The sequence below is a fragment of the Microcoleus sp. B9-D4 genome, from assembly GCF_036705105.1.
In the GTDB taxonomy this organism is placed as follows: Bacteria; Cyanobacteriota; Cyanobacteriia; order Cyanobacteriales; family Microcoleaceae; genus Microcoleus.
On sequence record NZ_JAUBTS010000037.1, the window covers coordinates 36,604 to 57,327 of the forward strand.

The 20,724-nt window shown below is 46.1% G+C and carries 23 protein-coding genes; 18 read left to right on the plus strand and 5 right to left on the minus strand.

What is annotated here, in order from left to right; translation table 11 throughout:
• The first annotated feature begins 490 nt into the window (after positions 1 to 490).
• The 7 genes from acpS (at position 491) to QUB24_RS20880 (ending at position 4,834) form a co-directional block, all read left to right on the plus strand.
• Positions 491 to 949 (plus strand): holo-ACP synthase, encoded by a 459-nt coding sequence (acpS, locus tag QUB24_RS20850; RefSeq protein WP_333155124.1) that lies wholly within the window; start codon positions 491 to 493, stop codon positions 947 to 949.
• Between the two features lie 42 nt (positions 950 to 991).
• Positions 992 to 1,261: a transcriptional coactivator PipX gene (gene pipX / locus QUB24_RS20855; protein WP_333058020.1), complete on the plus strand. Its 270-nt coding sequence runs from the start codon at positions 992 to 994 to the stop codon at positions 1,259 to 1,261.
• A gap of 72 nt (positions 1,262 to 1,333) precedes the next feature.
• Entirely contained in the window at positions 1,334 to 1,999 is a 666-nt protein-coding gene (locus QUB24_RS20860; RefSeq protein WP_333155125.1) for a YggS family pyridoxal phosphate-dependent enzyme, read from the plus strand.
• Between the two features lie 117 nt (positions 2,000 to 2,116).
• Positions 2,117 to 2,734, plus strand: coding sequence for a cell division protein SepF (locus tag QUB24_RS20865; RefSeq protein WP_333155126.1), 618 nt, complete (start codon positions 2,117 to 2,119; stop codon positions 2,732 to 2,734).
• 187 nt (positions 2,735 to 2,921) lie between these two features.
• A complete protein-coding gene (gene proC, locus QUB24_RS20870) occupies positions 2,922 to 3,767 on the plus strand; it encodes a pyrroline-5-carboxylate reductase (protein ID WP_333155127.1) in 846 nt (281 codons plus the stop codon).
• 16 nt (positions 3,768 to 3,783) lie between these two features.
• Positions 3,784 to 4,413: a hypothetical protein gene (locus tag QUB24_RS20875; protein ID WP_333155128.1), complete on the plus strand. Its 630-nt coding sequence runs from the start codon at positions 3,784 to 3,786 to the stop codon at positions 4,411 to 4,413.
• A 247-nt stretch (positions 4,414 to 4,660) separates the two neighbouring features.
• Positions 4,661 to 4,834, plus strand: a complete 174-nt coding sequence (locus tag QUB24_RS20880) for a hypothetical protein (protein ID WP_333155129.1) — start codon at positions 4,661 to 4,663, stop codon at positions 4,832 to 4,834.
• A gap of 83 nt (positions 4,835 to 4,917) precedes the next feature.
• Here QUB24_RS20880 and plsY read toward each other — a convergent pair whose 3' ends face one another.
• The 4 genes from plsY to QUB24_RS20900 form a co-directional block, all read right to left on the minus strand.
• The gene (gene plsY, locus QUB24_RS20885; protein ID WP_333155130.1) at positions 4,918 to 5,598 is read right to left on the minus strand and encodes a glycerol-3-phosphate 1-O-acyltransferase PlsY; all 681 of its coding nucleotides are present in this window, start codon (positions 5,596 to 5,598) and stop codon (positions 4,918 to 4,920) included.
• A gap of 111 nt (positions 5,599 to 5,709) precedes the next feature.
• On the minus strand, positions 5,710 to 7,041 hold the full coding sequence (locus QUB24_RS20890) for a DUF3086 domain-containing protein (RefSeq protein ID WP_333155132.1): 1,332 nt from the start codon (positions 7,039 to 7,041) through the stop codon (positions 5,710 to 5,712).
• Positions 7,042 to 7,100: 59 nt separating this feature from the next.
• Positions 7,101 to 7,493, minus strand: a complete 393-nt coding sequence (locus tag QUB24_RS20895; protein WP_333155133.1) for a DUF3119 family protein — start codon at positions 7,491 to 7,493, stop codon at positions 7,101 to 7,103.
• A 63-nt stretch (positions 7,494 to 7,556) separates the two neighbouring features.
• Positions 7,557 to 8,351, minus strand: a complete 795-nt coding sequence (locus QUB24_RS20900) for an MlaE family lipid ABC transporter permease subunit (protein ID WP_333155134.1) — start codon at positions 8,349 to 8,351, stop codon at positions 7,557 to 7,559.
• Between the two features lie 186 nt (positions 8,352 to 8,537).
• Between QUB24_RS20900 and QUB24_RS20905 the strand changes: the two genes are divergently transcribed.
• Positions 8,538 to 8,825 carry a hypothetical protein gene (locus tag QUB24_RS20905; protein WP_333155135.1) on the plus strand — a complete coding sequence of 96 codons (288 nt, stop codon included), beginning with the start codon at positions 8,538 to 8,540 and terminating at the stop codon, positions 8,823 to 8,825.
• A gap of 254 nt (positions 8,826 to 9,079) precedes the next feature.
• Positions 9,080 to 9,520, plus strand: a complete 441-nt coding sequence (locus QUB24_RS20910) for an Hsp20/alpha crystallin family protein (protein WP_333155137.1) — start codon at positions 9,080 to 9,082, stop codon at positions 9,518 to 9,520.
• 14 nt (positions 9,521 to 9,534) lie between these two features.
• Here QUB24_RS20910 and QUB24_RS20915 read toward each other — a convergent pair whose 3' ends face one another.
• Positions 9,535 to 9,768, minus strand: coding sequence for a hypothetical protein (locus QUB24_RS20915; RefSeq protein ID WP_333155138.1), 234 nt, complete (start codon positions 9,766 to 9,768; stop codon positions 9,535 to 9,537).
• Positions 9,769 to 9,774: 6 nt separating this feature from the next.
• On the opposite strand from QUB24_RS20915, the gene QUB24_RS20920 reads away from it, so the two are divergent.
• From QUB24_RS20920 to QUB24_RS20960, 9 genes are all read left to right on the plus strand, one after another.
• Positions 9,775 to 10,137: a hypothetical protein gene (locus tag QUB24_RS20920; RefSeq protein WP_333155139.1), complete on the plus strand. Its 363-nt coding sequence runs from the start codon at positions 9,775 to 9,777 to the stop codon at positions 10,135 to 10,137.
• A gap of 1 nt (position 10,138) precedes the next feature.
• Positions 10,139 to 10,522 (plus strand): hypothetical protein, encoded by a 384-nt coding sequence (locus QUB24_RS20925; RefSeq protein ID WP_333155140.1) that lies wholly within the window; start codon positions 10,139 to 10,141, stop codon positions 10,520 to 10,522.
• Positions 10,523 to 10,650: 128 nt separating this feature from the next.
• Positions 10,651 to 11,013, plus strand: a complete 363-nt coding sequence (locus QUB24_RS20930; protein ID WP_333155141.1) for a hypothetical protein — start codon at positions 10,651 to 10,653, stop codon at positions 11,011 to 11,013.
• A 1-nt stretch (position 11,014) separates the two neighbouring features.
• A complete protein-coding gene (locus QUB24_RS20935; protein WP_333155142.1) occupies positions 11,015 to 11,404 on the plus strand; it encodes a hypothetical protein in 390 nt (129 codons plus the stop codon).
• A gap of 347 nt (positions 11,405 to 11,751) precedes the next feature.
• Positions 11,752 to 12,153 (plus strand): fasciclin domain-containing protein, encoded by a 402-nt coding sequence (locus QUB24_RS20940; protein ID WP_015178455.1) that lies wholly within the window; start codon positions 11,752 to 11,754, stop codon positions 12,151 to 12,153.
• Between the two features lie 330 nt (positions 12,154 to 12,483).
• Positions 12,484 to 17,586 carry a PAS domain S-box protein gene (locus tag QUB24_RS20945; protein WP_333155143.1) on the plus strand — a complete coding sequence of 1,701 codons (5,103 nt, stop codon included), beginning with the start codon at positions 12,484 to 12,486 and terminating at the stop codon, positions 17,584 to 17,586.
• A gap of 123 nt (positions 17,587 to 17,709) precedes the next feature.
• Complete coding sequence (locus tag QUB24_RS20950) at positions 17,710 to 18,441, plus strand: tetratricopeptide repeat protein (protein ID WP_333155145.1); 732 nt, start codon at positions 17,710 to 17,712, stop codon at positions 18,439 to 18,441.
• 445 nt (positions 18,442 to 18,886) lie between these two features.
• Positions 18,887 to 19,114, plus strand: a complete 228-nt coding sequence (locus QUB24_RS20955) for a hypothetical protein (RefSeq protein ID WP_015178453.1) — start codon at positions 18,887 to 18,889, stop codon at positions 19,112 to 19,114.
• Positions 19,115 to 19,431: 317 nt separating this feature from the next.
• Entirely contained in the window at positions 19,432 to 20,517 is a 1,086-nt protein-coding gene (locus QUB24_RS20960; protein ID WP_333155146.1) for an amino acid ABC transporter substrate-binding protein, read from the plus strand.
• The last annotated feature ends 207 nt before the right edge of the window (positions 20,518 to 20,724 follow it).

Below are 20,724 nucleotides of genomic sequence, written 5' to 3' on the forward strand. Positions count from 1 at the left end.
TTAGATTGATTGATTGATTGATTAGATTTGAGATTGAAGAATTGGGAATGACTGATGAAGCTCGTCGTTTGGAGTACAGGCCAACATTTGAGTAAATTTTGTCTGGTGCGCGACAGTCCTGCTAAAGTAATGGAGACAAATATTTAGAGAACCAATACCTTGAACATCTATCTTGGGACAGATGTTGCGATTTTAGATTTTAGTTTTTAGATTTTAGATTGATTAGATTTGAGATTGAAGAATTGGGAAGGAAAGATTCGAGCGGGCTTTGAAGCACGGGCATACATTTGAGTCAATACGCTTGGGTTAGTGCTAAAAAAACCGATCGTGCGTAGGTTGGGCCCGTGGAACGAACCCTCCGTTTCACTCCGCCCAACATTTTCGCTACAATTTTCCACGGGCCCAAGCGTATTGACATTTGAGTAAGTTTTGTCTGGTGCGCGACAGTCCTGCTAAAGTAATGGAGACAAATATTTAGAGAACCAAGACCTTGAACATCTATCTTGGGACAGATATCGTATATGTTCCCCGCATTCAAGCCGCATTAGACCGGTTTGGCGATCGCTTCCTCGAAAAAGTTTACACGCCCGCCGAACAAAGGGATTGCGGACAACAAAATTCTCAACACAGCAGCATTAAAGGTAAAATGAATCGAGTTTCCTGCAACCAACTAGCGGGCCGCTGGGCAGCAAAAGAAGCCGTTGTCAAAGCTCTAGGCACGGGATGGCGGGGAATACGGTATGCAGATGTGGAAATTCGGCGCTCCGAAAACGGTGCTCCAAACGTGCAACTGCACGGAACCGCAGCAGCACAAGCCTCTGTTTGGGGAAATTGCCAGTGGCAATTAAGCCTCAGCCACGACGGAGACTATTGCACGGCTACGGCGATCGCCCTTTGTACCCCGCCGTCAAACAACGCCGTCGGGCGATCGAGCGAAACTAAAATCTAAAATCTAAATCTTTAATCTAAAATTGATAGATTGTGAGTGTGAATGACTACCGAAACTTACCTGAATCATCCAAACTTTGGCCTCCTCTTCAGGGTATCCCAGGTTGAAGACAGCCAAGAATTATTTACCACCCTATACGCCCAACGCCTGTTTTTTTTGGTGACAAACGGCCCTGGCGGGCTGAGATTTGAACCAATCAGTCGCTCCGACGCTCGCCTCATGGTCGAAATTCGCCTGCGAACCCTGCGTCGCAGCGGTCAATATCACGAGTACGACCAATTGCAGACCATTCACCAGCGCACATTTCAATAACGACAATCAGTAATTTTGTAATTGGTAACTGTCTAAATTTTCCTTCCCTCCCGTCAAGAGCGTTGAGCACCCATGACCATAGCCTCTCGAATTAACAGCATTCGCCAACACTTGCCGGAATCAGTGCGGTTAATTGCCGTTACCAAACAGGTATCGACTGATGCTATCCGCGAAGCATACGACGGCGGTATCCGGGATTTTGGCGAGAGTAAGGTTCAAGAGACTGCCGAAAAACAAAGCCAACTGCAAGATTTACCGGATATCAACTGGCACTTGATCGGCCACTTGCAAGCCAACAAAGCCGCCAAAGCCCTAGAGCATTTCCAGTGGATTCACTCTCTCGACAATTTAAAACTCGCTCAGCGACTTTCGCGCTTGGCCGGGGAACAGTCGTGCTCTCCCCAAGTCTGCCTGCAAGTCAAAATGTTGCCCGACCCGGACAAATACGGCTGGAGCGTTCCAGAACTGCTGGCTGACCTTCCAGAACTCAGCAAATGTCAGCATCTCAAAATTCAAGGTTTGATGACAATTCCTCCGCTGGGATTAGATGAGTCGCAAATCCTAGAATTATTTAACAGCACCCGCGAACTTGCTGACAAAATCCAGCAGCAAAATTTGCCCTACATTCAAATGCAGCAGCTCTCGATGGGGATGTCGGGAGATTATCATTTGGCAATTCAAGCAGGTGCTACTATGGTACGGCTAGGACAAACCTTATTTGGCTCTAGGAGGGGATAAATAATTGAAATCTTCTGATAAAGACAATTTGGGTTAAATATAGAATAGTCAGCCACCCGCGACTAACGCGCAACGCGAGTATAGTCGGGGCAGCAAAGTCGTGAAGGAGCGTAAATCATGAATATTTTTTCTAAACTGCGAGATTTTGTAGGCATCAACAATGAGCCTGAGTACGATGACGTATACGACGAAACTGAAGGGGAGCGGTATCAGAACTTTTACCAAGCGCCTGAACCCAACCCCGCTGCCGTCGCAGCAGCCGAAGAAGAACGTCGTCAAAATCGTAGAATGCGAGAGCGGTCAGTAGTAGGATCGACAGGTATGGATGTCGTTGCACCAACCGGGGGAGTAGGGTCAGTAATGAATAACGTGATTGGAATGCCTGGAGCTATGAACGGGATTTCGGAAGTAGTAGTAATGGAGCCGCGCACTTTTGAAGAGATGCCGGCAGCAATTCGAGCCCTTAAGGAACGGAAGTCTGTGGTTTTGAACCTGACGGTGATGGATCCAGACCAAGCGCAAAGAGCTGTGGACTTTGTGGCGGGCGGTACTTATGCCCTTGACGGTCATCAAGAGCGAATTGGTGAAAGTATTTTCTTGTTTACGCCTAGCTGCGTGCAGGTGAGAACTCAGTCTGGTGTGGTTCACGAAGTGCCTCCTGCTCAAGGACGCCCTCGTGCTGCTGCTCCTGCACCGACAGTCTGGCCGGCAGAACAAGCTACCATCGCTCAGTAGTTCAGTTGACAGTTGACAGTTGACGGTTGACAGTTGACTGTTGACTGTTGACCGTTGACTGTTGACTGTTGACGGTTGACTGTTGACGGTTGACTGTTGGCTATTGAAAAATAACTAATAACTAATAACTAATAACTAATAACTAATAACTAATAACAAATAACAACTAACAAATAACAACTAACTAATGACAAACATAAAATTTGGTACGATCGGCGGTGGGGTAATGGGAGAAGCTCTCTTATCCCGCTTAATAGCACAAAAAGTTTATTTACCTTCAGAAATATTGGTGAGCGAGCCTGGGGTAAAGCGCCGCGAGTTTTTGACTGAGAAATACGGGATTGGAACAACAGCCAGCAATCTAGAAGTTGCGGCCGCTACAGAAGTGCTGTTTTTGGCGATTAAACCCCAAGTTTTTGATACGGTAGCTTTGGAGTTGGCGGTGGCGGCCGATCGCAAACAGGGAAATAATGGAGAAACGGCTAATTCCCAGCCAGAAGCGCTGGTAGTGTCGATTTTGGCAGGAGTGCCACTCAGCAAGCTCGAACCAGCGTTTCCGGGGCGGGGAGTGCTGCGGGTGATGCCGAATACTCCGGCGACGGTAGGAGCGGGAATGAGTGCGATCGCTCCGGGAAAACTCGTGCAACCGGCTGATTTAGAATTGGTAAAGCGCATCTTTCAGGCCGTGGGAGAAGTGGTAGAAGTACCTGAGAGTATGCTCGATGCGGTGACTGGGCTTTCGGGTTCCGGGCCTGGTTATGTAGCAATTTTGATAGAGGCCTTGACAGATGGCGGAGTTTGTGCTGGACTGCCACGGGCGATCGCCTCTCAATTAGCGCTGCAAACAGTATTCGGTACGGCGAAGCTAATGCAAGAAACGGGAATGCACCCGGCACAATTGAAAGATCAAGTTACGAGTCCCGGCGGCACAACTATTGCCGGAATTGCTAAACTAGAGAGTAACGGCTTTCGTTCTGCCCTAATCGAAGCAGTGAAAGCAGCTTGTTTTCGTTCTCAAGAATTGGGTAAATAAAAACAGAGAATTTAAGATGGCTTATAGCGACTTCAAGCTGAAGGAACTTGTCAAGCAATTTGACTTAACTCTTAACGAAAATCAAGATTTATTTGCCGATATATCAGAAGTAGAATCTAGCGAAATCCTGAAATTAGCGTTGAAAGAAAACGCAGCATTAGCAGTAGATATAAATACGGAAAAAGCTCGTTCCGAACTAATTATCGCACCAATTTTACTTGAAGTTAGGCGGCAATTAAATTATCAAATTGGTTTATTTTCAGGTTCCGAGTTTAATGTAGCTCCTGAAAAAGGATTAAATGGAACCTGCGATTTTTTAATGAGTTTGTCAGCGGAACGGCTGTTTATCAGCGCCCCTGTTATTACCCTTGTTGAAGCTAAAAAAGAAGATATTAAGGCTGGTTTCGGGCAGTGTGCAGCGGAGATGTTAGCGGCTCAGTTATTTAATGAGGAAGAAGGAAATCAGATTCCCATCATTTATGGAGCCGTGACATCGGGTACTGTGTGGAGATTTTTGAAGCTAGAGGGCAATATTGTTTCTATTGATGCGATCGAGTATTATCTGAGCGATGTCGGAAAAATTTTAGGGATTTTATTAAGCGCTATACCCAAATCCCCGACTTCGCCGAAGTTGTCTGGATTCTAAAACGGCGATCGCATTTTACATTTACAGGAGTTATATCATGTCCGGTCGATTACCCTGATTCCTGTAGGGGCGGGTTCACCAATAATATTTGCCAAAAACGGACAATCTCACAAACCCGCCCCGGCAATTGTATTATGGGCGATTGATCGGACATAATATTACGCATCAATACCAAAAAAACCGGGTTTTTCCTCAGTGTTAAAGGCTAAAATGCACTATTTCCGTAAAAAACCAGGTTTCTGTATATATGACTAATTCAGCAACGGAGGAAACGGCAATGCCGTTTCCCTACCGCAAAATAATCAATCTTCCTGGCTTGGATGTAACTGACATCTTGCACCATTCTCGCTTAACGGGCTCTTCGGCCCGTTCCACAAAAGATAAATTTTCTTGTGGAACAGGCCGAAAAGCCTGTTCCTAAAGAAGTAATTGAGAATGGTGCAAGATATAAGATGTAACCATCACCCGATTAATTGTAGTGCCGTGTCCTGACTGTGGGTAATATCAATCGCTAGCTGCTGTTTCCAATTTCTCTCCAATCCTCGGTTCCGTACCATTCAAAAGCCGCTGAATATTGCTGCGGTGTCGCACAATTACAAACACACCGCCCGCAATTCCAAACAATACATAAGCCAGCGGCTGATGTAAAGCAAACATCAATCCAGCCACGCTAATTGCCCCGATAATCGAACTTAAAGAAACAATTCGCGAAACCGCAAATACTATCCCGAAAATTCCGAAAGTTCCCAAACCAACGGGCCAGTACAAACCCAGCAAAACTCCCAAACTCGTAGCCACAGATTTACCCCCCGTAAACCCCAGCCAGATTGATTTGCTGTGGCCCAAAACAGCCGAGAAACCCGCCAAAGTTGCCATCCACGGGAGGAGAGTTGCAGTATTTTCTAAACCTGCGGCGGTTGCTAGCTGGCTGGTAAAAGTGAGAGAGTAAATATAGCGGATTAGGACGATCGCACTTACCCCCTTCAACACATCAACCAGCAACACCCCCAACCCCGGCCACTTCCCCAAAGTCCTCAGTACGTTAGTCGCACCCGTCGAACCCGAACCAACCTCTCGAATATCAATTCCTAGCATCCATTTCCCCAAGGCGTACCCCGTAGGAATAGAACCAAGCAGATAAGCTGCTATTAGCAATGCGCCATTTAAAATTATCCAGCTAGCCATTTTTTAATTTGAGATTTCCTGTACTTTTAAAATTTGCAACCTTTCCCTAGCATAATTAGCAATTAGCAATTACCAATTACTAATTAGCAATTACCAATTACCAATTACCAATCAAAAATCCTTAGCAGTCGTCAAAGTTTGCGGATCTGCAGCAAAGGCCAACCATAACGGAAATTGCAGGATTGACAAACTAATTAAATCCTCAGTTTCATCAATGACAATTAGGGGCAATTTGCCATCTTTCACCAGTCGATCGGCTTTTTGAGCCAAAGCCTCCGCAGACTCAAACATAATAATCCCCCTTTCCGGGCCAAAATCGCTGCGAGTAATGCCCAAACAGTCCTGCAAACCCCGGCGCCACTCTCCCAAACGTTCGGGACTGTTCGCGAGCACCAAAGTCCGCACCCGTCCACCGTAGACGCTTCTGAGTACAGAAATAATTGTCGAAGTAATCAAGATATTTTGCAAGCGCGAACCCATAGTCCGCAAAGCACCCCTTCCTCCTTGGGTGAAAAACCAGTTAGAAACTCGTTCCGCGTGGATGGGTTCAAAAGTGCGGCGGAGTTGCCAAGGCGGGCCGTAGTAGTCGGGGACAGTGCGATATTGATCGAGGGTGCGGCGAATTTGTTTGGCTTGTTCTTGAAATCCCTGTTCGGCAAATTTGGGATTTACCGGTGCTGAGGATTGAGACTCCTCAGCAGCAGTTCGCTGTGGTGTCTCTTGCACCGGCGGTGTCAAATCTAAGAGTTCGGCGGTAGCGGCCAAATCCTGCAAACTGCCTACTAGATAGTCTTTGAAACCTTGGACTCGAATTGCTAAATCTTGGGAAACGCCGGCAAAAGTGGTTCGCATTTCCTTCTGAATTCGATCGCGCCGACGTTCTAGTTTTTCTACTTCGATTTGTAGCGCTTGTTTGCGCTGATCTAGTTGAATCAAGCCGTCTTGTACTAAACGCCCGATCGATGTTTGAGCCTGGCCCAACGCTTCTATAGCATTGGCTTTGTCGGCTTCCAATGCGGCAATTTTTTCAGTCAAAGCTTGTTCTTGCTGCTGCAATTCTTTGACTCTCAGGGCCAACTGTTCGGTAACATTTTCTGGGATGTGCGTTACCGTTTCTGCGGTTGCTGTTGGCTGGGAGTCTGTGGGAGGATCGATTTGAGCGATCGGACTTTCTGATTCGGAATCGTCGGTGTTGGGCGCAATTTGGGCGATTGCGCCTGCTTCGTCCACGAATTGGGCAATTTCGGCATCTTCCTCGTCCAGCGGCGGGTCTGTTTCTGCCGGGAGTTGGGCGGGCAGTTCATTTTCGTCGATCCACAAATCTTGTGTTTGAGATAGAACTTGGTACTCCGTCTCATTCACGGGTAAATCGACTTCGCCGTCACCGCTTGGGGCGGCTGGTTGTGGTTGCGGTTCTTGGGTTGGAGATTCGTCTGAATTCATGGGAAATTTTGTTCGGCGTGGGGCACGGAAAAGTTAAAAATTTAAAATTAACAACTTTTTTAGTCTTGACGGGGACAGCGCTGTTCTAAGCAGGTCTGTAGCATTTTACGATCGAACAGAACCGGCAGAAAGTGAATGCTGTTAATTTCTTTGAAATAGAACAAAATCGGCACCGCAGGCCAAAATATCCGCCAATTTTGCCATTCTCGGTAAGGAAAGCGCCGGATTAAGTTGGACGATCGATAAATGTCCAAATCTGTTGGGGTAAATTGCAGCCGGATGGTGGCTGCTTGGTACATCAGAAACAAGCCGAACAGCGCAAGTGGCAAACTCGCCCACTTCTGCACGAACAGCAGCGGTAGGGCCGCCAGTACCAGGACTAGGGGAATCGCATAACTCGGGGCGAGTTCGATCGTACTTGTCGGCGCAGTCGAAGAGGCAGTTGTAGTCACGGTTTTAAATCAAGGGTAGTAAACTAATGTTGCCAATTATTCATATTTTATCCGTTTCTTAGCTTACAAGCCTTTGAGTACGCTAGAGCCCGTCCCCTGAAACATCAGCCAAGTCATCAAAAAGTTAAAAATAAAAATAGCCAGCAAAGCCGTCACCACCGCTGTGGTAGTCGATTGACCGACGCCTTTTGCCCCGCCGGTGGTGGTCAAACCCCAGCTAGTGCCGATTACAGCAATCAAACCACCGAACACAAAAGCCTTAATTGCCGCGCTGCAAATATCCCACAGACTCAGGAAATTGCGGACTGATTCTAAAAACACGCTTTGAGAGATGCCGTACATTGTCGTAGCAATCAGCAGTCCACCGAGGATGCCGGTGACGAGACACATGATGGTTAAAATTGGCAGCATCAAGCAGCAAGCAATGACGCGGGGAATTACTAAATAGTCGATCGGGTCTGTTTTGAGCATCAGCAGGGCATCTATCTGTTCTGTTACCTGCATCGTGCCGATTTCCGCCGCAAAAGCCGAACCTACCCGTCCCGTCACGATTACCGCTGTTAAGACGGGGCCGAGCTCGCGAGTCAAAGACAAAGCCAAAACGCCACCTACGACATTGCCGGCACCGAGGTTAATAAACTCCCTCGCTACCTGAATAGTAAATACCATGCCGACAAAACCCGCAGTCAGCAAAGCAATCAGCAGAGATTCCGGGCCGACTGCTGCCATTTGGTCGATGGTGTTGCGGCGGTGAATTTTGCCCTTCAGCAAGTGCAGCATGACTTGGCCGCCCAATAAAGCTGCTGCCAGCAACCGCTGACTCCACAAACTGAGGCTCGAAGATGTAGTGGTGCTCAAGAGGATTTCGAGTGTAGAACAACTGCCAAAAATGAAATCTATCTACAAATCTTAAACAAGTTTTTTCTATAACATTTAAGATTTCTGACAGAACCGGCCACTGAGGGCGATCGCTGCCTATCGTAGAAAAGGACAAGTTTTGTTTGCTTGTACCTTTCGGCAGTTTAGCTGAATTTACTTACTCTTATGAGCATTTTTCCCAATTTTCTTCGCTCTGTACTCCTGACGGGCCTGTTGAGCTTTGTCGCCCCCTTATTGTTAATCGGCGCGGGATTGACGAGCTTTTCGCTGATTGGCTTCGTCCCTGCTCTCCAAGGAGTTGGTCGTTCTGGAGAAGACCTGATTTTGCAGTTCTTAGCTACTTTCGGCAGCGGCTGTCCCCTCCAGGGTTTTTTCGTGATCGGTCTAACTTTTAGTTTGGTGGGTGCTTTGTTTGATACCTACGCTTCTTATCAGCATTCGCGGTGGAGTTAATCGAAGCTTCGATTTTAGATTTTAGATGGGAATTCCTGGATCGAATCTAAAATCTAAAATTGCTGGGTTCGGGTTGGATCGGATACCCGCCCCTTTTGATGATTTTACAATACCGATCGCGAATGTTCGGAAATGCGATCGGCCTTTTTGCGGAAAACCGAATCCCCCTATTTCGGAAGCTGGAATATATTAAATACAGGTTGAGTCAAGTGTTTCTCAACCCCTAAAAACTTCAGATAGTCGAGGTATTAGTTATGGCACTTATTCGTTGGGAACCTTTGCGGGAAATGGACTCCTTGCAACGAGAAATGAATCGGTTGTTTGATAGCTTGACACCGGCAACCGATCGCGCATCTAACGGTTCTGCTTTTCTACCCCCCGCCGAACTCGAAGAAACTCCCGAAGCCATCCACCTTAAGTTAGAAATTCCGGGCATGGAAGCTAAGGATTTGGACGTACAAGTAACCGCAGAAGCTGTTGCTATCAGTGGCGAACGCCGTCAGGAAACTAAGAGTGAAGATAAAGGCATGACTCGCTCTGAGTTCCGCTACGGTTCGTTCCGCCGGGTGATTCCCCTACCCGCACGGGTTCAAAATGACAGCGTAGAAGCTGAGTACAAAAATGGAGTTTTAAACCTGAATTTGCCCAAAGCGGAAGCAGAAAAGAACCGCGTGGTTAAAGTTCAAATCGGCTAATAAATAATTGTTGGTTAATTGCTGATAGATAGGGCGTGCGGTGCGCGCCCTATTTGTTTTGGGAATTGGGCATTGGTAATTGGTAATGGGGCCGAAAAGCATTGGGCATTGGTAATTGGCAATTGCGAGTTTGAGGAATGATTCTTCTTTTTTCCTTCTTCGTTCTTCCATCCATCCGTTACATCCTCAGAAAGCGAATCCGTTGCCGAACTTCCTTGTTCCGATTCTTCAACTGTGCTAAACTCCAATAAGCAATGGTTGATGAGGAGACTTGCGTGCCGAGTCAGGGAGTGGGAGGAAATGGAATTGCATCTGAGTTTGGAGACTTAACCGGGATGACTCGCCAACAAGTCGATGATTTTTTGCGCGGACTGGGTGCTAAGGTAAAAAATTCTTCAGGAAATTATGTTGAATACAAATTTTCTGACAGGTCAAAAGTCATCATCCGCACTAATAGTGAAGTTGTTCGCCTGCCAGCACCGCGATATGGCTCAGATGGTAGAAGAATAAACTGGGGTTTGCGTCTTGACAAAGATGGTAGCGTACTCCAAACACGCGATGAATTTGGCAATCAGATTCCTGATACGCACATTACTGGAGAAAAAGTGAGTAATTAATATGCCTGATGACTACAACTTGCTTAATTTAGGTGGACTTACATCCCTCGTGAAAAATGTCAATGTGTCTTTGTGGGGGAATGAAGTATTACTGGAATGTATCTACGATCCTACAGGCGATCAATTGCCTTACTCTTTAGTTTTTCAAGACTGCCGAGAAATTATGTGGGAGGTGCATGATGAAGAGGAAGTAAAAGAACCATTAGCTGATTTGATTGGTTTTCAGTTGGGTGAAAACGCGCACCGGAAAGCAGCTTTGATTCATACGGATATTTTTGAAATTTCTATTTTGTACGGCAGTTTTAGCATTCACAAGGGAGAAAACCTAAATGCTGAAGATTTAGAGACAGAGGTTTTGGTATCACAAGCGCAAGCAGTCGTTTAGGAATTTCGATTTGAGCTGTGAGATTTTAGATAAAAGACTTGGGAATGAGTTGAGAAACAGAGGTTTTGGTATCACAAGCGTATTGCGTAGCTACTTGCAAAAGGTAATGTGCTAAACTCGAAAAGGCAATGGTTGACGAGGAGAGTTCTGTGCCGAGTCAGGGAGTTGGAGGCAATGGAATTGCATCTGAGTTTGGAGACTTAACCGGGATGACTCGCCAAGAAGTCGATGATTTTTTGCGCGGATTGGGTGCCGAAATCAGAACTACTGAAGGGGGTTATCTTGAATACGAATTTGCCGATCGTTCGCGAGTCAATATCCGTCCTGATGGTGAAGTTGTACGCACCCCAGCTCCCAGATACAGTTCAGATGGCCGAAAAATAAACAAAGGTTTGCGTCTTGACAAAGATGGCAGCTTGGTCAAAACACGCGATGAATTTGGCAATAAGATTCCTGGGACGCACAATACTGGAGAAAAAGTGAGTAATTAATATGCCCGATGACTACAACTTGCTTAATTTAGGTGGACTTACATCCCTGATCGCAAATGTCAATGTGTCTTTGTGGGGGAATGAAATTTTATTTGAATGTATTTACGATCCGACAGGCGATCGATTGCCTTATAGTATAGTATTTCACGACTGCCGAGACATCAGTTGGGAGGTGTTCCATCCTGAAGATGTAAAAGATTCCGAAGCTGACTTGATTGGCATTCATTTGGGTGAAAACGCGCACCGGAAAGCAGCTTTGATTCATACGGATATTTTTGAAATTTCAATTTTGTACGGCAGCTTTAGCATTCACAAGGGAGAAAACCTAAATGCTGAAGTAGCAGATTTAGAAACAGAGGTTTTGGTATCACAATCGCCAGCAGTCTTGTAGCAATCTAAAAGCACCGCGCGGTTAAAAAGCCAAGCGGTTAGTAATATTATATCTGGTAAAATAACTATTACAGGACTTACGCACTCCGACTCCTCGAAAAAGGGTTTTTTACCTAATCTGTGGGTTTTAACGAAGTATTTTCGTAAAAAACCGGGTTTGTGGGCCCCCATATGTAAGTCCTATATTATTAAGTTGGTAATGAGGACTGAAGTCCTCATCAAAAATCTGAGGATTGAAGTCCTCATTACAAAAGAATTACCAATTTTTCAAAAAAGACAGTAGGTATTGTTGCCCGCCTCAGTTTAGGATACTTAATAGAACTTTTTTCCCAGATGAGGTAAAACACAATGCCTGATATTGTTGATATTGCCGTAGGTGCGGGTTCGTTTCAAACCCTGGTAACGGCGGTGCAAGTAGCTAATTTAGTAGATGCGCTCAAAAGTCCAGGCCCTTTTACTGTCTTTGCACCCAATGACGATGCTTTTGCGAAATTGCCGCCGGGAACTATCACAACCCTAGTGCAGAACGTTCCCCAACTGACTAGGATTTTGATGTTTCATGTCGTCTCCGGCAAGTTTATGAAAGCTGATTTGGCAAAACTCGGTTTTGTTACTTCCTTGGAAGGTTCGCCGATTAAAATTGATTGTTCTGACGGTTTTGAGGTGAAAAATGCTACAGTTGTCGCTGCGGATATCGAAGCTGATAACGGCGTCATCCATGTGATCGATAATGTGATTTTAATGGGGTAGTTTTACCGTCCATTGATTTTCGATTTTCGATTTTTGATTGACTCTACAGATGAATTTGAGGGTTTGAACTTTGGTCTAATTTTTTTGGGTTTAACCCACGGAAGTCTGGATCTCGCATCTATCTTTAGGTGTGATGTTAAGTAGCAGCGGGAGCGAGAGCTTGCATTGAGCAGTCTCTCTTTGCTCCCGATCGCGTCATTGTTTTTTAGCGATTGAAGGTAATATAAATATAAAACCGTTGTCTTTTCGCCGGATGTATTTTAAGATGATTGTTTACAAAAATTTGAAAATCAATAATTATAATATAAGCAAACCAGTGTGGTGAGCACTATGCAAATCCTAGCCGCCAGCCTCAAAGCAAAAGTCCGCCAGCGTACCTTGGAACTGCAAGTTCTCAACGAACTTACTGCAAAAGTTCAAGCCAGTCTCAGTGCTGATGAAATTTGGTCTGCGTGTCGGGCATATCTCGATCGCCTCATTCCCACAGAGGCGATCGCAATTTTGACGCTACCTGACGATCAAATATACCTGGAACACTTACAGCCGTTAAGTGCTAGCACCACAGCCGAAATTGAAGAGCGCTTGCAGGTTGCTCGCGCTGAATGGCTCGCCGGCAATCGGGACTGGGCGGACAACATCACTCCGCCACCAATTGCTCAGTTTCAGTCGGTATTGATGGCACCAGCCAACCTGGATGAAAGTGAAGAATTGTTGGGAGTATTTTTCATTGGTGCAGAGCAGGCAAATGCTTTTAATTTGGAACAGCTTTGTTTGCTCCACACAGTAGCTCAAATTTGTGCAAAACAGTTAATGATATTAGCACGTCAAACGACCCTTGTCAAGGATAAAATTAAAAATAATTTTGCTCTGGATTCGGCAAGTCAAGAACTATTGTTGCGGGCTGTAATGGACGAGGCCCCGGACAGAGTTTTTGCGAAAGATAGAAATTTTAGATACATTTTTGTAAATCAAAGTTTTGCTGAATATGTGGGCAAAAATGTTGAGGAAATTATCGGCAAAGATGACATTGAATTAGGGTTTTGTGCCGAATTAGTATTTGGCGATCGCAACGGCAAAATTAGGGGCATCCGCGAGGACGATCGCGCTGTGCTGGCCGGGGAGAGGGTTCGCAATCCCTACCAGGCGATCGTCTTTGAAGGTGGCAAACAGCACATCTTTGACACGCAAAAAGTGCCACTGTGCGATGCAGATGGTAATATATTTGGGGTTTTGGGTTTTTCTAGAGAGATTGGTCAATTGCAGGCCACAGAGGAAGCCAGGAATCAAAGCCAAGCCAAACTGCAAAAAATTACTGCTAGCGTACCGGGTACGGTATATCAAATTGACTTACATCCAGATGGCTCGATGGCCTTCTCGTTTGTGAGCGCGGGCTGCCGAGAATTGTATGAAATAGAACCAGAGGCTGCTCAGCAGGATTTTAATGTAATTGTTGACATGGTTCATCCTGAAGATCGAGATGATTTTCTTAACTCGGTGACGCTTTCTGCTGAAAATTTGCAGCCTTGGCGGTGGGAAGGAAGAATTGTCACTCCGTCAGGAAAACTTAAATGGGTGCAAGGAGCTTCCCAGCCAGAATTTCAAGCATCGGGGGAGATAGTTTACTACGGCTTATTCACGGATATTAGCGCCCGGAAACAAGCTGAACTGAAGCTACAACTTTATCAACAAATCTTTTTGAAATCCAACGATGCGATCGCGATTTTAGACCCCCAAGGCTATTACTTAGAAACAAATCAAGCTCATACGGCTTTGCTGGGCTACAGTTCGTCTAAATTGTGGGGAAAAACGCCTGCAACTCACATGGGAGAACAGGCATTTACGTCTGTGCTGCAAACCTTGGCAGAAACAGGGAGTTACCGAGGCGAAATGACCTGTATTAAGGCTGTGCAAGAAGGAATAGTTGAGGTGGAGGTTTCGGCTTTTGCGGTTTTAAATGATGCTGGGGATGTAGTTTGTTACGTAAGTGTCAAAAGAGACATCACTGAACGCAAGCGAGCTGAGGAAAAACTAAAACTTTACCGAGAAATATTTTTAAACTCCAATGATGCGATCGTCATTATCGATGCTGACGGGTTTTTCGTCGAACAAAATCTTGCTCACCAAACGCTTCTAGGATACACAGACGCGGAATTAGAAGCAGAAGCTTCGCCGCTGGTTGCGGGGGATCGCTTTTTGGCAATTGCCCAAAGTTTAGCAAAAACAGGAAGTTTTCGGGGCGAAATTATTAACTCCACTAAAAAAGGCCACACGCTGGCGATCGACGTTGCGGCATACTCTGTGATTAACAACGCCGACGATGTAATTTGTCATGTCTGCGTCAAGCGCGACATTACCGAACGCAAAAAAGGAGAAGAAGAACGGCAAAAATTTGTGTCGCTGATTGAAAACAGCAGCGATTTTATCAGTATGGCTACTCTGAAAGGCAAAACGCTGTTTGTCAACGAAGCCGGACGAAAACTGGTGGGTGTAGAGAATCTTTCGGCAGTGCTTTATACGGAGATTTGGGATTATATTGGGCCCTATTTTCAACAGAAATTCAGTCAAGAGATTTTACCAACAATTATCAGTCAGGGCCAGTGGCAAGGCGAAGGTCAAATGCAGCACTTGGCCACCGGACAGCCCATTGATGTTGTGATGAATGCTTTTCTGGTCAAGCACCCTCAAACCACCGAACCGCTGTGCTTTGCTGCGGTAATTCGCGATGTCACCGAACGCAAGCAAGCTGAGAGAATGCTGCGGGAACAAGCAGAACGGGAACGGCTGGTTTCGGCGATCGCCCAGCGAGTCCGGCAGTCTCTCAACCTCACTCAAACTCTGAGCACTGCTGTACAAGAAGTGCGGCAGTTGCTGGCAACTGACCGCACGGTAATTTATCGTTTTGATTCCGAGGAAACAGCGATTGTGGTTGTGGAATCTGTAGGGGATGATTGGATGCCCCTGCTGGGAAGAAAAGTTCAAAGAACATCCTTTGGGGAAAGTTATGTATGGCTGTACAGTGCAGAAACAATTCAAGCAATGGCAGATATTTATACTGCAAATTTGAGCGAGGAACACCGAGATTTACTTGCTAGTTTGCAGGTAAGGGCTAATGTAGTTGTACCAATTTTTATAGGCGATGAAAGTCAGGGTTTGGCAGCAGAATATTCGCCGGAAACTCGAAGTGAACTGCCGGGAAGGAGTTTGGAAACGAGTCACAATCGGTTGTGGGGATTGCTGATTGCCCATCAGTGTAGCGCTCCGCGTGTTTGGACTGATTCTGAGATGGATTTGCTGGGAAGGTTGAGCGTGCAGTTGGCGATCGCCATTCAGCAATCTACTCTTTTTGAACAAGCGCAGCAGGCACGAGAAGCAGCCCTAGAAGCGTCTCGAATGAAGTCGCTATTTTTAGCAAATATGAGTCACGAAATCCGTACTCCGATGAATGGAGTGATGGGGATGACTGATTTGCTGCTGAAAACGAATCTTACTCCAGAACAGCTTGACTTTGTACAGACGCTGAAACTCAGCGGCCAAAATTTACTCTCCATCATTAACGATATTTTGGATCTCTCCAAACTGGAAGCAGGAGAAATGCGCTTAGAAACAATCGAATTTAACCTCAGTATCTGTGTGAATGAAGTGCTGGATTTGTTGGCGACTCCCGCACAAGCAAAAGGTATAGAAGTGGTGGCCCTGATTGACAGCGACGTGCCGCTGCAAATTAAAGGTGATGCAGCGCGGTTGCGGCAAATACTCACTAATTTGATCAACAATGCTATTAAGTTTACAGAAGCAGGAGAAGTGGTAATTGAGGTTGCTAATGCTAGTAATTCTGAGTTATTGGCAGCCAGCGATAATCAGAGAATTTTAGAGAATATCGAGCCGGTAAAAATAGAAAACAATGACTCGATGCTCCTGCTGTTTAAAGTGACAGATACAGGAATTGGGATTGCTCCCGAAGACAAAAAAAAGCTGTTTCAATCTTTTACTCAAGTTGATGCCTCTACGACAAGAAAATACGGTGGCACAGGTTTGGGGCTGGCTATTTCTAAGGAGTTGGTGGAGTTAATGGGTGGCAAAATCGGTGTGGAAAGTACCCCTGGCAAAGGCTCGACTTTTTGGTTTACTGTGCCGACAGTTACGGAAAATTTAACTGCTGTCGGGACAGCGTGCGAAGTTAATTTTGAAACGGTGCTGGCGGGGCGAAAAATGTTAGTTGCCAGCGACAAGCCGACAGTGCGGAAAGTGCTAGTGAGAATGGCTGTTTTGTGGGGAATGGAGGTTGAGGAGGTTGAGAACGGTTGGATGACGATCGCATCTCTGTACAAAGCTGTCAGCCTTAATACCCCTTACGATATCGTTTTGGTTGATATTCAGTTGCCGGAAATGGTGGCGGGAAGTCTCGAACGCTTGAGGATTTCTGAGCCGGCAATGCAGCAGACGCATTGGGTGGTGCTGACTTCAATGAATCAGCTTGCCGAGGCTAAACGCTTGGTAAATAGCGGTTTTAGCGGGTATTTAACTAAACCTGTTAAAGCTCACCGACTATTTGATTGCTTGGCGAATGCGATCGCCCCGATGACGCTGATGGATGAGCCGCTGGCAAATTCAACGTCGAATCGAGCCTCAGCTATTGACAACCGGGAGTTAGCAAGTTTAAAGATTTTGTTAGTTGAAGATACTCCAATCAATCAAAAAGTTGGTCTCAATCAACTCAGAGTTTTGGGATGCACTGCCGATGTCGCGAATAACGGCGCAGAGGCGCTATCTATGGTTGCTCTGAAAAAGTATGACATTGTTTTGATGGACTGTCAGATGCCGGTTTTGGACGGTTACGAAGCAACGCTGGAATTGCGCCGCCGGGAAGCGGCAGATGCTGCTGGGAAGATGCAGCCGCATCAAAAGACGGTGGTGATTGCGATGACGGCGAATGCTTTGAAGGGCGATCGGGAAAAGTGTCTGGCGGCGGGCATGGACGATTATATTAGCAAACCTATTGCGATCGAAAAGTTAAAATCGGTACTAGAAAATTGGTCGGCCAAGCTAAAAATTGAAACTCCCAAGTTTAATGGCGAGGAACTTCAAAATTCTGAGCCAGATATCGAATCGGTAGTCGATATGGCACGTTTGCACGAAATTTCGGGCGCTGATTTAGAGTTTGAGCGGGAAATACTGCAAACTTTCGTGGTGGATACTGGTAGTTATTTAGAAGCTGCTAAGGGGGCGATCGCCTCGGGAGATATGGAGACACTGGCCCGCCACGCTCATCAAATTAAAGGTGTCAGCGCTACGGCGGCGGTGCGGTTAATGCCCGATCTGGCAGATCAGCTTCAAAGTCTGGCCGAATCTAATGATTGGGAGGGGGCTACAAAAATCATCGCTGAATTAGAAATAATTCTGGCGGGGGTTCAAAAGTTGGTGGCGGCTGAGTAAGCTGGAGGCATCCTAAATGCAGCCAAATTAAATAATAGGGTTTTAAATGTTTAGCCAGCCCAAAATAAAATACTTGGCGGGCTGCGAGTGCTATTTTGCTTTGTCTGGTGTTCTGAGAAAATATTGATACCCCCTATCACTCCTCAAAACATGGCCGCCTACATCAACCTGTCCACTTTTGGCAAAACAACGGCATTCGCGATCGCACTCCTAACTTGTCATAGCTGTTTAGTCGTTCCCGTTCCAGTCCCACTCCCAGTTCCAGTAACTTCGGACAAAGAAGCTGAAACCACTCAGCTTGAGCCAGGTCTGGAAAAAACTTGCTACGCAGATGCGCTAACCGAAAGCGAAGGGCGAAAAATCACCGAAAGTTCTGATAGTCTGGAGGCCTCAGCAGACAAATTAGCAGCAGCGGGAAAACACAAGGAAGCCATTCAGAAGTACAACGAAGCGGGAGCCTCTGCGTTAAACGAAGCGATTGCAGATGGTCGCGCAGAGGAAATGGACGTAGACAGTTCGCTTTACAGCAAGGATGAGATTGACGATTTTCGAGAGAAGCATCGTCCACTAATTCAAAAATCGGCAGAATTTAACTTTAAAATTGGCCAGAGTTACGCACAGCTAGGACAACTGGAATCTGCAATTGACTGTTTTAACGGAACCTTAAAAGTCGGCATACTCCCACCCAATGATGCGATCGCCTATCTAAATCGCGGTGATGCCCATGAAAGGATGGGAGTCACTGATAAAGCTAAGGCAGACTTTCAGCAGGCAGCTAATCTTTTCAAAAAACACAAATTGCCGTCTTACGAGAAGCTTGCTCAGAAGCGACTGCAGGCTGCTACCAAAAAATAGGAACCGCTACAGCTAGGTCAGGATATTAGACTTTTCCGATATAGGATCGGCACCATCGCCGAAATTTCCGCCAGTAAGAACCCAAAAACCCGAACTGCCACATAGGCTATCCGGGCTTTTCCCTTTAATTTAATTAATTTTCTGGCGAACCGGGCAGGAGTACCCGATCGCGGACAGCTCTTGGCAGCCCCTGCGAGCGATCACATGTAAAGATTTTTAATTTTTTATCAAGATATTTATCTCAATGTGAAGGAATTGGGAACTCTTATAACATCTTGTGTGTTGTAGCTTATGACACTTCTACATTAAGTTAGTGTGGTCAAATATAAAATAATCATTAAGCCGATCGACTTGAGGGTGCTTTTCGTCGATCGGCTTGAGACACCAAGACCAGCTTTTCGCTATGCCCGCCCATTAAGTGCGTATTTACGCTCAACGAGGTTTTATGACTCCAGTCATGTTACGCCAACTCTGGTCATTAATTGAGACCACCCAAGCTACTCTGTTAGTCAATTTAGACGATGCCACCCTGGTACAGTGGCTGCTGAAGCAGTTAAAGACGAACTCTGCGCTCAATGGCAAAGAAGCAGATTTGTTGGACGAATACATCCAGTCTCGGCTGTCCCTAATCCGCGATTTAGCTGAGCAGCGGCTCGCACCAGAGCTACTGTGAGGGGATTCAATCAAAATCGGATAAATATTCCAGGGAAGGGCGACGATCGCTCGCGCTGGGCAGAAATAGCAGAAAAGAAACCGGGTTTCAGGGATAAATCTGAGGTTTGACGACCACACCTCCAGCCAGAAACCGGGTTTCTAACTCTGGACTCCCAGCTTGCTCAAAAAAAACAGGCGGGTAGTCGGGCCACTTGCCGCTGTGCAGTACCGGATGCAGAACGGCTAATTTGAAACCGGAGGCTGTGTAGATCGCCGATCGCCACAGTTCTGACAGCTACAAGGTAGGATTGTCAGGAAAGCGTTCTATTAAAATCTATGCGTAAATGGGGATTTCTGCTACTAGCAAGCGTGTTATTTGTGGCACCGTTGGCGTCTTGTAGGGATCGATCGGCACAAACCGGACAAACAACAGCAACAAATGCAGCAGGCGGCAACTCGCAACAAGGTTCCAGCCGGATAGATACAATTATGAGCCGCGGCAAACTGATTTGTGGCATCAGCGGCGAACTACCGGGTTTTAGCTTTGTAGACGAAAAAGGCAAATATTCGGGACTGGATGTGGATGTGTGCAGGGCTGTCGCAGCAGCAATATTTGACGACCCCGAAAAAGTCGAGTACCGAAAACTGAATGCTAAAGATAGATTTACAGTTTTGCAGGCGGGAGAAATCGACATTCTCAGCCGAAATACCACCTACACCGCGAGTCGCGACAGCACTACTGGACTGGAATTTGCCCCGGTGATCTTTTATGACTCTCAAAGCATCATGGTCAAAAAAGACAGCGGCATCAAAAGTTTAAAAGATTTTGCGGGCAAATCTATCTGCGTGCAGACAGGTACGAGCACGGAACAAAATTTGTCTGACCAAATGCGAAAAATAGGAGTTAAATACACTCCTGTGGTGTTTGAAGATGTGAATTCTACCTTTGCTACCTATCAAGAAGGTCGCTGTCAAGGTGTTACTGCCGATCGATCGCAACTTGTTTCTAAGCGCACCACTCTGCCGAATCCCGATAATAATGTTGTTTTGCCGATCGTGATGTCAAAAGAACCATTAGCCCCAGCGGTGAAAAGCGGCGATGCTAAATGGTCTGACGCGGTGAGATGGATCGTTTTCGCGGCGATTGAAGCTGAAGATTTGGGAATTAATTCAGGAAATGTAGACCAAATTGTGGCAAGCACTACAGACCCAAACGTCAAACGTTTGCTAGGAAAAGAAGGAGATTTAGGTAAAGGTTTCGGACTCCCGAACGACTACGCTGTCCGCGTTGTGAAGAAAGTAGGGAATTACGGGGAAATGTACGATCGCAACCTCGGCCCCAAAAGTACACTCAAGTTAGAACGGGGTCAAAACAGACTCTGGAAAGATGGCGGTTTGCTTTACTCGCCGCCATTCCGTTAATTTTAGTTAACTGTTGACTGTTGACTGTTGACTGTTGACTGTTGACTGTTAACTGTTAACTGTCACGCACCAAAGCTATGTAGGGTGCGTGACTTTAAAAATCCCGATCGCCAATCGAGTAACTATCAAGTCATATCAAATCCGGTAGCATCGGAATTATTCATCTCTGTATTCTCTCCCTCTGCGTTCTCTGCGCCCTCTGCGGTT

Excerpts from the sequence above, each read along its gene's own strand:
- pipX (WP_333058020.1), top strand. The coding sequence starts at position 992 with ATGACTACCGAAACTTACCTGAATCATCCAAACTTTGGCCTCCTCTTC.
- QUB24_RS20860 (WP_333155125.1), top strand. The coding sequence starts at position 1,334 with ATGACCATAGCCTCTCGAATTAACAGCATTCGCCAACACTTGCCGGAA.
- QUB24_RS20865 (WP_333155126.1), top strand. The coding sequence starts at position 2,117 with ATGAATATTTTTTCTAAACTGCGAGATTTTGTAGGCATCAACAATGAG.
- proC (WP_333155127.1), top strand. The coding sequence starts at position 2,922 with ATGACAAACATAAAATTTGGTACGATCGGCGGTGGGGTAATGGGAGAA.
- QUB24_RS20875 (WP_333155128.1), top strand. The coding sequence starts at position 3,784 with ATGGCTTATAGCGACTTCAAGCTGAAGGAACTTGTCAAGCAATTTGAC.
- QUB24_RS20880 (WP_333155129.1), top strand. The coding sequence starts at position 4,661 with ATGACTAATTCAGCAACGGAGGAAACGGCAATGCCGTTTCCCTACCGC.
- plsY (WP_333155130.1), bottom strand. The coding sequence starts at position 5,598 with ATGGCTAGCTGGATAATTTTAAATGGCGCATTGCTAATAGCAGCTTAT.
- QUB24_RS20890 (WP_333155132.1), bottom strand. The coding sequence starts at position 7,041 with ATGAATTCAGACGAATCTCCAACCCAAGAACCGCAACCACAACCAGCC.
- QUB24_RS20905 (WP_333155135.1), top strand. The coding sequence starts at position 8,538 with ATGAGCATTTTTCCCAATTTTCTTCGCTCTGTACTCCTGACGGGCCTG.
- QUB24_RS20910 (WP_333155137.1), top strand. The coding sequence starts at position 9,080 with ATGGCACTTATTCGTTGGGAACCTTTGCGGGAAATGGACTCCTTGCAA.
- QUB24_RS20920 (WP_333155139.1), top strand. The coding sequence starts at position 9,775 with ATGGTTGATGAGGAGACTTGCGTGCCGAGTCAGGGAGTGGGAGGAAAT.
- QUB24_RS20925 (WP_333155140.1), top strand. The coding sequence starts at position 10,139 with ATGCCTGATGACTACAACTTGCTTAATTTAGGTGGACTTACATCCCTC.
- QUB24_RS20930 (WP_333155141.1), top strand. The coding sequence starts at position 10,651 with ATGGTTGACGAGGAGAGTTCTGTGCCGAGTCAGGGAGTTGGAGGCAAT.
- QUB24_RS20935 (WP_333155142.1), top strand. The coding sequence starts at position 11,015 with ATGCCCGATGACTACAACTTGCTTAATTTAGGTGGACTTACATCCCTG.
- QUB24_RS20940 (WP_015178455.1), top strand. The coding sequence starts at position 11,752 with ATGCCTGATATTGTTGATATTGCCGTAGGTGCGGGTTCGTTTCAAACC.
- QUB24_RS20945 (WP_333155143.1), top strand. The coding sequence starts at position 12,484 with ATGCAAATCCTAGCCGCCAGCCTCAAAGCAAAAGTCCGCCAGCGTACC.
- QUB24_RS20955 (WP_015178453.1), top strand. The coding sequence starts at position 18,887 with ATGACTCCAGTCATGTTACGCCAACTCTGGTCATTAATTGAGACCACC.
- QUB24_RS20960 (WP_333155146.1), top strand. The coding sequence starts at position 19,432 with ATGCGTAAATGGGGATTTCTGCTACTAGCAAGCGTGTTATTTGTGGCA.